This window comes from Brevibacterium sp. HMSC063G07, assembly GCF_001810665.1.
GTDB lineage: Bacteria > Actinomycetota > Actinomycetes > Actinomycetales > Brevibacteriaceae > Brevibacterium.
Window position 1 is genome coordinate 324267 of record NZ_KV802321.1, and the last position, 12728, is coordinate 336994.

Here is a 12728-nt window from a genome sequence, read left to right on the forward strand (position 1 = left end):
CAGGGGCTCTGACGAATTCAAAGGAAAGACTTATGCAGAAGGACATTCACCCCGAATACCAGGCGGTTGTCTTCAACGACCTCGCTTCGGGCAAGAAGCTCTTGACCCGTTCGACGGTCAAGAGCGACAAGACCATCGAGTGGGAAGACGGCAACACCTACCCGCTCGTCGACGTTGAAATCTCGTCGGCATCGCACCCGTTCTACACCGGCAAGCAGCGCATCCTCGACTCCGCTGGCCGTGTTGAGAAGTTCAAGGACCGCTACAAGTCCTTCGGCAAGCGCAAGTAATCTGCGCCGAAGAAGCCGCCGGATCCCTGCGTGGGACCGGCGGCTTTATGCTTTCCGGGTGAGGTTCCAAAACGCTGGGGCTTCAGAATGTGACCTGCGAGGCGGAGCTCACCGGACGGGGCTGTTTCAGCTGACGGTGACGGACACGTCGGGGTGCGGCCAGACGCGGGCGGCCGGGTGGAACATCGAGTTGACGTTCATTGCGTTGGGCATGGAGCGGGCAATTCCGTGCGCCACCTTCACCTTTGCGCTGACAACCGCGTCGAGCGGCTTGTGTCCCAGGGCGAGACCGGCGGCAATCGAGGATGCGAAAGAGCACCCGGCGCCGTTGACGAGTTCGTCATTGACCTTGCGCGAGCGCAGTACGTGGGCCGTCGAACCGTCGTAGAAGACGTCGACGGCGTCCGGGCCGGGGAAGCGGGCACCGCCCTTGACGACGACGCTTGCCGCACCGAGGGCGTGCAGCTGTTTGGCCGCGGCGATCATGTCTTCAGCAGAGTCAAGGGAGTCCGCGCCGATCAGCTTTGCCGCTTCGTCCAGATTGGGTGTCATGACCGAAGCTGCAGGCACATAGGTCTCCAGCATCATCTGGGAGAGATCGATGACGCCTTTGCCGCTGCCCTTGTAGGTCAGCACGGGGTCGAATACGTAAGGGGCGTCGATATCGCGCAGGCGCTGGGCGAGCATGGGTGCGGTGTCAACGCTTCCGAGCATCCCGGATTTGACCGCGTGGAAGCGGTGGGCCCCGAGAGTGGAGTCGAACTGCCGTATCACGCTTTCGGGCGTGGTGAAGTCGATCGTGTGGTCAAAGCCCTCCGCCGGGTCAAAGGTGACGATGCAGGTGATGACGGATGCGCCGAAGACCCCGTATTCGTTGAACATTTTGAGGTCTGCGGCAAGGCCTGCGCCGCCGGAAACATCGGAGCCGGCAACTGTCAGCGCGCGTCGATGCGTCATGGTCTGTCTCCTTCTGGCGTTCAGCAGCCGCCGGGGTAGCCCAGCTGGCGCCAGGCTTCGTAGGCGGCAATGGATGCGGAGTTGGCAAGATTGAGGGAGCGGCGGCTGGGCAGCATGGGGATGCGCACGCGCTCTTCGATCCGCGGATCGTCGACAACGCTCTGCGGCAGTCCCGTGGATTCTCGGCCGAAGAGCAGAACGTCGTCTTCGCGGTACTCAAGGTGGCCGAAGTGCTTGTCGGTGTGCGTTGTGAACGCGATGATGCGACGGCCGACCAGCTGTGTGAAGACGTCGTCGATGTTCGGGTGGACCGTAACGTGCGCGAGGTCGTGGTAGTCCAGTCCCGCGCGGCGAAGCTTTGCGTCAGACAAATCGAAACCCAGCGGCTCCACCAGGTGAAGGTGAGCCCCCGTCACAGCGGCCAGGCGGATGGCGTTGCCCGTATTGCCGGGAATTTCGGGGGTGTGGAAGACAAGGCTGAGCTTCATAGGTCCACTAGTCTATTCGAAGATCCATTTGCACTATTAGAACACCCGTTCGATACTGGGTGTATGTCCGTTCATGCCGTGTCCGCAGCGCTTGCGCAGCTGCGCCGCCTGCCGGGTGTGAGCACTGCTCGCGACCTGGCGGAGGCAAAGCCCGCCTTCCCCGTGGTCTCCGGGCTGCGCTCAGTGTTTCCCACTGGTCTGCCGCGCGGTGAAATAACTGAGATCGTCGGGCCGCAGGCTCTGTCGCTCGCACTGGCGTCCGTGGCGCGCCTGAGCACAGAAGACTGCTGGACGGCCGCTGTTGGGGTGGGGGAGCCCGCGGTTCAGGCAATTGCCGACTACGGAGTTTCCCTCAGCCGCTTTGCCAGCATTGAAGTCGACACCCGCGATTGGCTGCGTGCCGTGTCGATTCTCGTGGAGTCCTTTTCCGCTGTCATTGTCCGCCCGGGCTTCTCGCTCACACCCGCCGAACAGGCGCGCCTGCGGGCAAAAGTGCGCGAAAGGAACATGAGTCTGCTCGTAGTGGGGCGCAGCAGACAGCCAAAGGGGACCGCCGGCAGCACAGTGTCTGTCACTTCGCCACGGTGGACGGGCCTGGCACAGGGCGCGGGAGCGCTCAGCGAATGCACTGTTACGGTCCACCGCGGCCGCGATCGTGTCCAGCTGCTCCTGCCCGGCCCATCTGGGTGCGCTGAGGAAAGGGGCTTTCGCCTTGTCTGATTCTCGCCGCGCCAGCACTGCGCGCACAGCTGCCCAGCGTCGGCCGGCTGAACCCGGAGGCACTCTGCGCACGCTCGTGCTCCACGTTCCCGATTTCACCGCCGTCGCTCATGCTGAAGCTGCCGACATTCCGCCGAGCACACCGGCTGTCGTTCTGCACGCCGGGCGTGTCATCAGCGCCGACGCGCAGGCCAGGGCGGCAGGCATTGCCGTGGGCCTGGGCCGCCGAGCCGTCGGTCACCGCTGCCCGCAGGCGGCTGTTCTCGACTACAGCGAAGACATCGAACAGCGGCTCTTTGCCCGCAGCGTGGGAATCCTCGAAGATCGCATGGCTCGCTTCACTCTGCTGCGGCCGGGCACCGTCGGCGTTCCCGTCAGCTCCTTTTCCCACACCCACACTGAAGACGCCGCGGCAGAAGAACTGCTGACGGTGCTGACCGATGCCACCGGGTGGGAAGTGCTGGCGGGCATTGCCGACTCGCCTTTTGCGGCGGTGCTCGCAGCGCATCGTTCACATCGCGTTGAGGCAGGCAGAACCGCAGAATTCCTCGCGCCGCTGCCGGTCAGCACTCTGGCAGAAGCCTACCCGGAGCGCTACGCGGACTTCGCCCAGCAGCTGAACCGCCTGGGGCTTAGAACCCTGGGTGATCTCGCGGCACTGTCAGCTGACAGCGTCTACACGCGCTTCGGCTCTGTCGGCCGGAGAGCCCGGCTGTTGGCGGCGGGGCTGACCGAATCTCTTCCGACCACCCATCTCCGGGCGGTCGATGTGACTGTCTCCTGTCCCATAGAACCGCCCACCGGCCGATCCGACGCACTGTCCTTCTATGCGCGCAGCGCAGCGGCAGAGCTGTTCCGTCGCGTCCGCTCCACCGGACTGGTGTGCACGCAGGTGACAGTCGTCCTGCACAGCCGCGGGACAGAACCCGAACAGCGCACGTGGCGACTGCCGGACATGGACGAATCGCACATTGCCGACCGCGTCCGCTGGCAGGCTGATGGCTGGATGGCCACACGCGGCAACACTCCAGTCTCAGCATCGCAGGCCCCAGACGCCGGCTCCCCGGAACCCGACAGCGACGGCGTCAGCCTCATCGAACTCACAGCGGCCGAACTCGTCCGCCCGCTGGAAAGCACCGCGGATCTTTTCAGTTCCCGGTCAGGAGACGTCAGCCGCACACTCGAACGCCTACAGGGGCTCTTCGGCCCCGACGCCGTGCGCGTACCGCACGTACAGGGCGGCCGCGAACCCAGCGAAACGAACCTGTGGACCCCGTGGCAGCAGTCGCCTCGGCCGCTCAGAGACAGTCAGGCGCCCTGGCCCGGCGCACTTCCGGCACCCCGACCTACCCTCGTTGAGACAGCCGATATCGACCTCTTTGACACACGCGGCAACACGGTCGTGGCCAGACCGTCAGGGCTGGACAGTCCACCGGACAGGATCGTGTGGCCAGGAGGGGAACACAGCCGTGTGATCGCCTACTCTTCCGCCTGGCCCGTCGAAGCCGAATGGTGGGACCCACCGGGACAGTACCGGGTTCGCCTGCAGGTGCTGACAGACGACAATCGTGCCTTTCTGCTGAAAAAAGAAGACGGGCAGTGGTCGATTGCCGGCAGGTACGAATGAGCGGCTTCAACCCCCGCACACCGTGGTCGGAACTCGAACGGCGCCTGTCAGCCACGCAGCCGGGCCCTGCAACTGGCAGCCCGGTAGGAGCGGGCTGGCCCGCCGCCGCAAAAGCAGGCCCCTCGTCACCATCGGCACCACCCGTGCCTGCCGTGCGCACGGCCCCAGGTGCCATCCGCTACGCCGAACTGCACGCTCACTCGGTCTACAGCTTCCTCGACGGGGCCTCACAGCCGAACGAACTGATAGAGGAGGCAGCCCTGACGGGACTGAGTGCGATGGCGCTGACAGACCACAACAGCCTCGGCGGGGCAGTGCAGTTTGCCCAGGCCGCCCGTGAACACAAGATCCCCACGGTGTTCGGCGCGGAGCTGTCACTCGGACTTCAGAAGAAGATCCCCGGCCAGGTTGACCCTGAAGCTCATCACCTGCTGGTGCTGGCCGCCGGGGTTGAAGGCTATCGGCAGCTGTCAGCGGCAATCACCCGAGCCAGTATGCGCGGCGAAAAGAACAGGCCGGTGTTCGAGCTCGAAGAACTCGCAGCACTCGAAGCCGACTGGAAGATCCTCACCGGCTGCCGCAAAGGGCACCTGGGCCGGGCACTCGGTGATCCCGATGGGGGCGCGGGCGCACTGCGGCGGCTTGTCGACCTGTTCGGCCGCGAACGGGTTGTCGTCGAACTCACCCGCTTCGGCCTTCCCGGCGACGATGCGCGCATAGCCCACCTCGAAGATCTCGCAGCCCGGTTCCGTCTGCCCGCCGCAGCCACAAACGCGGTGCACTACGCTGACCGCTCAGGATTCCACGATGCGCAGGTGCGGGCTTCCGTTCGCTCCCGCCTTCCGCTGTCCGAACTGGCCGGGTGGCTGCCGCCGACAGCTTCCGCCAGGATCCACACACCAGCCGAAATGCTGGCGCGATTCGGCCGCGGTCCGGTCCTTACCGCCGCTGCCATCGGAGACGAATGTGCATTCGAGCTGCGCGCAGCACGCGCCGGGCTGCCGAGTCCGCCCGTGCCGGACGGAAGAACAGACAGCGAGCACCTGCGCGATCTGGTGACCCAAGGCACCTGGAAACGATACGGCGGCCCGGAAGCGGCACCTCGGGCGTGGGAGCAGGTCCACAGCGAACTCGACGTCATCGACTCCATGGGGCTTGCCGGCTACTTCCTCATAGTCGAAGACATTGCGCGCTTCTGCCGCGACAACAACATCTTCTGCCAGGGGAGGGGGTCGGCAGCGAATTCGGCGGTGTGCTTTGTGCTCGGCGTGACAGCCGTCGACGCCGTCCAGTTCCAGCTGCTGTTTGACCGTTTCCTCAGCCCCGAGCGCGCAGGCTACCCGGATATCGACCTCGACATCGAATCCGACAGGCGCGAAGAAGTCATCCAGTACACCTACCGAACCTACGGGCGCGACCGCGCAGCGCAGGTGGCCAACTACATCACCTATCGGCCCCGATCGGCCATACGGGATGCCGCGCACGCACTGGGCTACAGCCCCGGCCAACAAGACGCGTTCACCAAGGGCATCAGCCGCTGGCGCTCTCTTCCTCCGGCCGATGAATCCCCGGCCCCGCCCCAGGTGCTTCAGCTGGCAGAAGGTCTGCTGGGCACACCGCGGCACCTGGGCATCCACTCCGGCGGCATGGTTCTTGCCGACCGTCCCCTGGGTGAAGTGGTTCCCATCGAACAGGCCTCCATGCCCGGCCGCACGGTGCTCCAGTGGGACAAGGATGACTGTGCGGCGATGGACCTGGTCAAATTCGATCTTCTGGGCCTCGGCATGCTCGGGGCGCTGCACGAAATGGTCGACCTCGTTGACCGCCACACCGGAACGCGCATCGACCGGGCGCAGATACCCCAGGAGGACGGGGTCTACGACATGCTGTGCCGCGCCGATGCACTGGGCGTGTTTCAGGTGGAATCGCGCGCTCAGCTGGCCACACTGCCCAGACTCAGACCGCGCAGCTTCTACGACCTCGCGGTGCAGGTTGCGCTCATCCGACCCGGACCCATTCAAGGTGGGTCCGTGCACCCGTATATTCGCCGTAAGCAGGGCTTGGAGGATGTCGACTACATTCACCCCAGCACACGACAGGCACTGGAGAAGACACTCGGGGTTCCGCTGTTTCAAGAGCAGCTCATGCAGCTGGCCATTGACGTCGCCGGGTTCTCCGGGACAGACGCCGATGAGCTGCGCCGCGCCATGGGAGCTTCCCGCAGCCAGCGGAAGATGCGCGAACTTCAACAGCGCTTCCACGCCGGATGCGCCCAGCGCGGAATTGACGAACAGACAGCGCAGGTCATCTTCGACAAGATCGCGGCATTTGCCAACTACGGCTTCCCGGAGTCTCACGCACTGTCCTTTGCGGGCTTGGTCTATGAATCCGCGTGGTTCAAATACCGCCACCACGCGGCCTTCACAGCGGGGCTTCTGCGCAGCCAGCCCATGGGCTTCTACTCTTCGCAGTCGCTCATCTCCGATGCCAGGCGCCACGGGATTGACATTCGCCCCGTGCACATCAACTCTTCTGGCGCGCGCACGGATCTCGAGGCGGATGCCGAGTCTTCCGGCGGGTTCGCCATCCGCTTGGGGCTGAGTGAAGTCAAGGGGGTTGCCGATGCCGCCTGTGCCATAGAACAGGAACGGCAGAGAGGGGAGTACACGTCAATCGTCGATGTTGCCGAACGCACCGGGGTGGGCGTGAGGGTGCTTGAAGCCCTTGCCACCGCCGGAGCCTTTGACTGCTTTGGCGTTGACCGCCGCCAGGCGCTGTGGACGGCCGGTGCTTTGGGCCGGGCGGGGCCGCAGACGCTCCCGGGAACCGCGCCTGCAGCACAGTCGCCCACGCTGCCGACTATGGACGACTTCGATGTCACGCTCGCACAGCTGTTCTCCACCGGAATCACTGTTGAGGGGTATCCAACGGAGCACCTGCGCGCTCAGCTTGCGGCACGCGGCTGCTGGTCGACGGCAGATGTGCGGCGCGCCGCTCAGGGACAGCGTGTGACTGTCGCCGGGATTGTGACGCACCGACAGCGGCCGAGCACGTCGCAGGGCATCACGTTCATCAACCTGGAAGACGAGTTCGGCATGCTCAACATCGTGTGCACCCGCGGGTTCATCCGCCGGTTCTCACCACATGCGCTCACGAGCAGTGCAATAGCGGTCACGGGCCTCATTCAGCGCGCAGGGACTGTCATCAGCCTCTACGCCCACAGCCTCGTGCCGCTGGAAGTCGAATTGCCCGTCCGCTCCCGCGACTTCCAGTAGCACTGTGACGGCGGGTGTCGCGACTGCCGACTTCAAGGCTGTCTGAACTGCCGTTCATATCTGCTTCATGACGCGAACCGACGAGTGTGTGACCGAATATGACAAGCCGTGACACAGACATGACGAGACCGCGGCAGCAGGGGCGCACACGAACCTAGCGTGAGCTTTGACAGCCCAGACACGACCAGACCGAACCCAACTGGGACACACGATTTCGCTGAGGAGAACCCCATGGCCGAACAGGCTTTTGAAACCCGCCAGATCCACGCCGGCCAGGTAGTGGACAGCCAGACCGGCGCACGCGCCCTGCCCATCTACCAGTCCACCTCGTTCGTCTTCGACTCGACGAAGACCGCGGCCGACCGCTTCGCCCTCGCGGAACTGGGCCCCATCTACAGCCGCCTGACCAACCCGACGGTTGAAGCAGTCGAAAACCGGATCGCCAGCCTCGAAGGCGGCGTCCACGCGGTTCTCGTTTCCTCGGGTCAGTCGGCAGAGTTTCTTTCGCTCATCAACATCGTCGAAGCCGGCGACCACATCGTGTCCAGCCCCAGCCTCTACGGCGGCACCTACAACCTGCTCAACGTGACTCTGCGCAAGCTCGGCATCGAAACGACCTTCGTTGACGACCCCAGCGACATCGAAGCGTGGAAGCGCGCCGTGAAGCCCAACACCAAGGCGTTCTTCGGCGAAACCATTTCGAACCCCCGTTCGGACGTGCTCGACATCCGCGCTGTTTCCGACGTCGCACACGAAGCCGGGGTGCCGCTCATCGTCGACAACACCCTGGCAACCCCGTACCTGCTGCGTCCCATCGAGCACGGTGCTGATGTCGTCGTGCACTCGGCCACCAAGTTCCTCGGCGGGCACGGCACTTCGATCGCCGGTGTCATCGTCGACTCCGGCAACTTCGACTACGGCAAGAACCCGGAGAAGTTCCCCGGCTTCAACGAACCGGATGACTCCTACAACGGCCTGGTCTTCGCCCGTGACCTCGGCGCTGACTCGCCGTTCGGCGCGAATGTGTCCTACGGACTGAAGATCCGCGTGCAGCTGTTGCGCGACCTCGGCAATTCGGCATCGCCGTTCAACGCGTTCCTCCTGCAGCAGGGAATCGAAACCCTGTCGCTGCGCATGGAGCGCCACGTTGAAAACGCCACCCGGGTCGCCGAATGGCTCGAAGCTCGCGACGACGTCGAATCGGTGGCCTACGCGGGACTGGAGTCCTCCCCGTGGTACGAAACGGGAAAGAAGTACCTGCCCAAGGGCGTCGGATCGGTTCTCGGCTTCAACATCGCAGACGGCTACGACGCAGCGGTGAAGTTCGTCGAAGCACTCGAACTGCACAGCCACGTGGCCAATATCGGCGATGTCCGTTCGCTCGTCATCCACCCGGCTTCGACAACTCACGCCCAACTGAGCGAAGAAGAGCAGCTTGCAGCCGGAGTCAATCCCGCGTTTGTCCGCCTGTCGGTGGGCATTGAGGGCATCGACGACATCCTCTCCGACCTCGAGAAGGGCTTCGCCGCGGCCCGCGGCTGATCCACTATGACAGTCACCAGTGTGAACAGAGTATTCGAGATCGACGACTTCACCCTTGAGTCGGGAACTCTCGAGCACGTCAGCGTCGCATATGAAACATTCGGCACGCTCAACGCCGAGAAGACGAATGCGGTGATTGTCGAACACGCCCTCACCGGTGACTCTCACGTGACGTCCGGCCGCATGGATGCCCATGCGGCCGGCGCCGCGCCCGGGTGGTGGGAAGAGCTTGTCGGTCCGGGTCGACCGATTGACACCAACCGCTTCTTCGTCATCTGCACCAATGCTCTGGGAGGCTGCACCGGCACTACCGGACCGCTGTCGACCGCACCGGACGGTCTGCCCTACGGTGGGCGCTTTCCACGGGTCACCATCCGCGATATGGCTCGTCTGGAGCTGCTCCTGCTGGACCATTTGGGCATTGAGAGCCTGTATGCGGCGATTGGCGGTTCGATGGGCGGGGCGAGGGCTTTGGAATTGGCTCTTGAAGCGCCTGAGCGTGTGCAGCGGCTGACGGTTCTGGCCGCCCCCGCGTATTCCGAGGCGGACCAGATTGCCTGGGCGCACGCGCAGGTTGCCGCCATCACGATGGACCCTGACTACGCGGGCGGTGACTATGCCGCACTGGGTGCTGTACCCGAAAAGGGCTTGGGTCTGGCCCGCCAGATTGCGCACTTGACGTATCGCAGCGATGCCGAGCTCAATTCGCGCTTCGGCCGCAGTCTGCAGCACAGGGCTGACGAACCCTATTACGCTGTGCAGTCCTATCTGGACTACCACGGGGACAAACTCGTGGGCCGCTTTGACGCGCAGGCGTATATTCTCCTGACTGAAGCCCTGCGCGATCACGACGTGCGTCGCGGACGCGCGGACACTCTTGACCAGGCGCTGTCGCGCTATACGGGATCGGCGCTGATTCTGTCGCTGTCGACAGACAGACTCTACCCGCCGCAGCAGGTGAAGCTCATTGCCGACAACCTGCCGGGCGAGGTCGAGTACGCCGAGATTCCCACGGAAGTCGGTCACGACGGCTTCCTCACGGAAGCCCGCGCAGTGGGCGCCTACGTGTCGCGCTTCCTCGACTGACGAGGTGCAGGCAGCGCAGCCGCGTTTTCGCAGGCGCCGCTGCGGTTCAGATCAGCTGTCCGCGGCTTTGGCTCTCAGCTGGGCTTCTCTCTGCTGCCTGCGGCGGTAGATGTCCTTTTCATCCCGCGGCATGTTCCCGCTGCGCTTGAGCTCGGCGTAGTAGTCGTGCGCTTCCTGCTGGCAGTGTTCTTCTGCGCCGTCGGCTATCGGGCAGCGGCGGTGTTCGGGGCCGTAGCCGAACGCCGCTGCTGCCTCGGCGGCGTTGGCGGCGAGTTTGCGCACCAGACGGTTGATGGTCGGCTCAACCTGCCGGGCGCGTGTCATGGACAGGCGCCCGTTGGCGATGTGCCATCCGGCGTGCGCATTGATGAGTTCGAGACCGTAGAGGTCACGCAGGCGCCGCAGGAACTTCGCTTCTGCTGGATTGTCTTCGGTGTCGACGGAGTGCATGAGGTCGTTGAGTGCACGCCACTTGTACAGCTCGATGTAGGCCCGCGCCGTTTCAATGAGGTCGTTCTGGTGATCGTTGAACAGCTCCGCGGCATCGGCTGAGCTCATCTTCTTCGCCGGTCGGAGATTGGCGGCGAGCTCAGTCAGCGTGACTTCTGCCCGCGAGGCCAGCAGGGCTTCCTGCAGGCGGCCGGAGCGGATGCGCTTTTCGTTCATTGCGGGAGTGAAGATGTCGCCAATGGTTGAGCTGACACTGGCAATGCCGGAGCGGAACAGTGTTCGCTCCGCGGCGTAGCTGCCGAGATAGCGGGCAATGCCGCCGACGTCGAGGTCGCGCATTTCGCTCGCGTAGTCGGTCAGCAGGCGTTTGCCCACCAGCTGCAGGAGGACAGTGTTGTCGCCTTCGAACGTGGCGTACACGTCGAGGTCGTGGCGCAGTCCCACCAGCCGGTTTTCGGCCATGAAGCCTGCACCGCCGCACGCTTCGCGCGCTTCCTGGATGATGTCAAGGGCTTCCCAGGTGGTTGTGGCCTTCAGTCCCGCGGCCAGGGTTTCGAGTTCTGCCCGGGCTTCTTCGGTGTCTTCTCGGCCGGAGAACACAGCGTCGAAACGGTCCAGAAGCCGGTCGTATGCAGCTTGATTGGCCCAGATCTTCGCAAGCATCGGCATGAGTCGGTGCTGGTGGCGACGGTAGGACAGCAGCGTAGATTCTTCTGCGGCACCCGGTGCTTGGAACTGGCGCCTGGCCAGTGCGTAGCGCACGGCGATGTCGGCGGCCAGTTTTGCCGCCGCGTTGGAAGCGCCCACAAGCGATACGCGGCCCTGCACAAGAGTGCCGAGCATAGTGAAGAAGCGCCTGCCGGGTGATTCGATGGGGGAGCTGTACTCGCCGTCTTCGGAGACGGCCCCGTAGCGGTCGAGCAGGTTGGTGCGGGGAACTCGTACGTTATCGAAGGCAAAGCGGCCGTTGTCGACACCGGCCAGGCCGCCCTTGTGCCCGTCGTCTTCGATTGTGACGCCGGGCAGGGGATTGCCGGATTCATCGCGGACGGGAACGAACAGTGCGTGCACGCCGTGATCAACACCGGCGGTGATGAGGCGGGCGAACACGACCGCTGCACGCGCGTGACAGGCCGCGTTGCCGATGTACTCCTTGTACGCCGCGCGGAACGGCGTGTTGATCACGAACTCGCGTGTCTGCGGATCGTACTCGGCAGTTGTGGCGACAGCGGCAACATCAGAGCCGTGGCCGATTTCCGTCATAGCGAAAGAGCCCAGAAGGCGCCCTTCGATCGCGTCGAGCAGCCACGCATCGTGCTGTTGCTCGTTGCCCAGGTGATGAATGGCGCCCGCGAACAGGCCGATCTGCACACCGGCTTTGATCTGCAGTGACGGGCTGACGGTGACAATCTCTTCGAACATCGTGATGTGCTGGTCGTGTCGGTTGTCCCCGCCAAGCCGCTTCGGCAGGGGAGAGCGCGCAATTCCCGTATCGATGAGCTTCTGCAGGCTCTCGCGGGTTGCCTCGCGCTTCTGTGACAGCGTCCAGCTGTCATCGAGCAGGAGGCCGTCGCCTCCGGCGAATTCACGACCGGCAGCGCGGGATTCTGCGCGGGTGCCGTCAAGCAGGGAGGACAGGACGTCGACGTCGAGCGTCAGATGGTCTTTGCGGCTCATGATTCTCCTGGGAGGGTGGCGGCTGATGCGTACAGCCAGTCGGTCAGGGTGGCGGCAAGATGTTCATGGGAGGGAATGTCGTCAGCGGGGCGATCATCAACCGGTGTTTGGGCCAGCCAGTGCTGTGCAGCAGAGTGGATGAATCCCAGTGCTCCGTATGACCACGCCAATCCGTCAGGTCCCTTCAAGCGCAGGCGCGCGGCGATGAGTTCGGCAATGCCCTTCATGAACGGGCTGTCTGGACTGACTGCGATTTCACAGAATCGGTAGACATTCGGCGATCCTGCGGCAAATTGTGCGAAGGCGAAGATCATGTCTCGCAGTTCATCTTTGGGTGCGCCCTGCCCGCCGGTGTCGAGGCTGCGCTCGATGCGCTTGAGCGCCCATTCGCCCATAGCCCGGCGCAGACCCGTGCGGTCACCGAAGTAGCGGTAGACGACGGTCTTGGAAGTGCCGATTTCGGCGGCGATTTCATCCATTGACAGATCGCCGTGCGCGTCGACGGCCTTGCGCACCGAGCGCAGCAGGTCAGCGCGCCTGCGAGCGCGGTGGGCGTCCCATCGTGCTGCGCGACCATCGCGTCTTTGCGGTTCCATACGGCCACAGTATCAAGTAC

Annotated in this window: 10 protein-coding genes; 6 read left to right on the plus strand and 4 right to left on the minus strand. The window is 64.1% G+C overall.

Annotated elements, in window-relative coordinates; genetic code table 11:
• Nucleotides 1-32 precede the first annotated feature (32 nt).
• A complete protein-coding gene (locus tag HMPREF2757_RS01515; RefSeq protein ID WP_070572706.1) occupies nucleotides 33-290 on the plus strand; it encodes a type B 50S ribosomal protein L31 in 258 nt (85 codons plus the stop codon).
• A 126-nt stretch (nucleotides 291-416) separates the two neighbouring features.
• On the opposite strand, the gene HMPREF2757_RS01520 is transcribed toward HMPREF2757_RS01515, so the two are convergent.
• Complete coding sequence (locus HMPREF2757_RS01520) at nucleotides 417-1247, minus strand: bifunctional hydroxymethylpyrimidine kinase/phosphomethylpyrimidine kinase (protein ID WP_070572708.1); 831 nt, start codon at nucleotides 1245-1247, stop codon at nucleotides 417-419.
• A gap of 20 nt (nucleotides 1248-1267) precedes the next feature.
• Nucleotides 1268-1735 (minus strand): tRNA (cytidine(34)-2'-O)-methyltransferase, encoded by a 468-nt coding sequence (locus HMPREF2757_RS01525; RefSeq protein WP_070572710.1) that lies wholly within the window; start codon nucleotides 1733-1735, stop codon nucleotides 1268-1270.
• Between the two features lie 63 nt (nucleotides 1736-1798).
• Between HMPREF2757_RS01525 and HMPREF2757_RS01530 the strand changes: the two genes are divergently transcribed.
• The 5 genes from HMPREF2757_RS01530 (at nucleotide 1799) to HMPREF2757_RS01550 (ending at nucleotide 9985) form a co-directional block, all read left to right on the plus strand.
• The gene (locus HMPREF2757_RS01530) at nucleotides 1799-2455 is read left to right on the plus strand and encodes a hypothetical protein (protein ID WP_070572712.1); all 657 of its coding nucleotides are present in this window, start codon (nucleotides 1799-1801) and stop codon (nucleotides 2453-2455) included.
• Nucleotides 2448-4082, plus strand: coding sequence for a DNA polymerase Y family protein (locus HMPREF2757_RS01535; RefSeq protein ID WP_083304034.1), 1635 nt, complete (start codon nucleotides 2448-2450; stop codon nucleotides 4080-4082). The genes HMPREF2757_RS01530 and HMPREF2757_RS01535 overlap by 8 nt, the downstream gene beginning before the upstream one ends.
• Nucleotides 4079-7357: an error-prone DNA polymerase gene (locus HMPREF2757_RS01540; protein ID WP_083304035.1), complete on the plus strand. Its 3279-nt coding sequence runs from the start codon at nucleotides 4079-4081 to the stop codon at nucleotides 7355-7357. Before HMPREF2757_RS01535 ends, HMPREF2757_RS01540 begins: the two co-directional genes overlap by 4 nt.
• 159 nt (nucleotides 7358-7516) lie before the next feature.
• A complete protein-coding gene (locus HMPREF2757_RS01545) occupies nucleotides 7517-8899 on the plus strand; it encodes a bifunctional o-acetylhomoserine/o-acetylserine sulfhydrylase (RefSeq protein WP_256278243.1) in 1383 nt (460 codons plus the stop codon).
• Between the two features lie 6 nt (nucleotides 8900-8905).
• Nucleotides 8906-9985: a homoserine O-acetyltransferase MetX gene (locus HMPREF2757_RS01550; RefSeq protein ID WP_070572715.1), complete on the plus strand. Its 1080-nt coding sequence runs from the start codon at nucleotides 8906-8908 to the stop codon at nucleotides 9983-9985.
• A 51-nt stretch (nucleotides 9986-10036) separates the two neighbouring features.
• On the opposite strand, the gene HMPREF2757_RS01555 is transcribed toward HMPREF2757_RS01550, so the two are convergent.
• Both HMPREF2757_RS01555 and HMPREF2757_RS01560 read right to left on the minus strand, forming a co-directional pair.
• On the minus strand, nucleotides 10037-12112 hold the full coding sequence (locus HMPREF2757_RS01555; protein ID WP_070572717.1) for an acyl-CoA dehydrogenase family protein: 2076 nt from the start codon (nucleotides 12110-12112) through the stop codon (nucleotides 10037-10039).
• Nucleotides 12109-12708, minus strand: coding sequence for a TetR/AcrR family transcriptional regulator (locus HMPREF2757_RS01560; RefSeq protein ID WP_070572719.1), 600 nt, complete (start codon nucleotides 12706-12708; stop codon nucleotides 12109-12111). The genes HMPREF2757_RS01555 and HMPREF2757_RS01560 overlap by 4 nt, the downstream gene beginning before the upstream one ends.
• Nucleotides 12709-12728 lie beyond the last annotated feature (20 nt).

Coding starts and splice junctions, on each gene's coding strand:
- HMPREF2757_RS01520 (WP_070572708.1), bottom strand. CDS start 1,247: ATGACGCATCGACGCGCGCTGACAGTTGCCGGCTCCGATGTTTCCGGC.
- HMPREF2757_RS01525 (WP_070572710.1), bottom strand. CDS start 1,735: ATGAAGCTCAGCCTTGTCTTCCACACCCCCGAAATTCCCGGCAATACG.
- HMPREF2757_RS01540 (WP_083304035.1), top strand. CDS start 4,079: ATGAGCGGCTTCAACCCCCGCACACCGTGGTCGGAACTCGAACGGCGC.
- HMPREF2757_RS01560 (WP_070572719.1), bottom strand. CDS start 12,708: ATGGAACCGCAAAGACGCGATGGTCGCGCAGCACGATGGGACGCCCAC.
- HMPREF2757_RS01555 (WP_070572717.1), bottom strand. CDS start 12,112: ATGAGCCGCAAAGACCATCTGACGCTCGACGTCGACGTCCTGTCCTCC.
- HMPREF2757_RS01515 (WP_070572706.1), top strand. CDS start 33: ATGCAGAAGGACATTCACCCCGAATACCAGGCGGTTGTCTTCAACGAC.
- HMPREF2757_RS01550 (WP_070572715.1), top strand. CDS start 8,906: ATGACAGTCACCAGTGTGAACAGAGTATTCGAGATCGACGACTTCACC.
- HMPREF2757_RS01530 (WP_070572712.1), top strand. CDS start 1,799: ATGTCCGTTCATGCCGTGTCCGCAGCGCTTGCGCAGCTGCGCCGCCTG.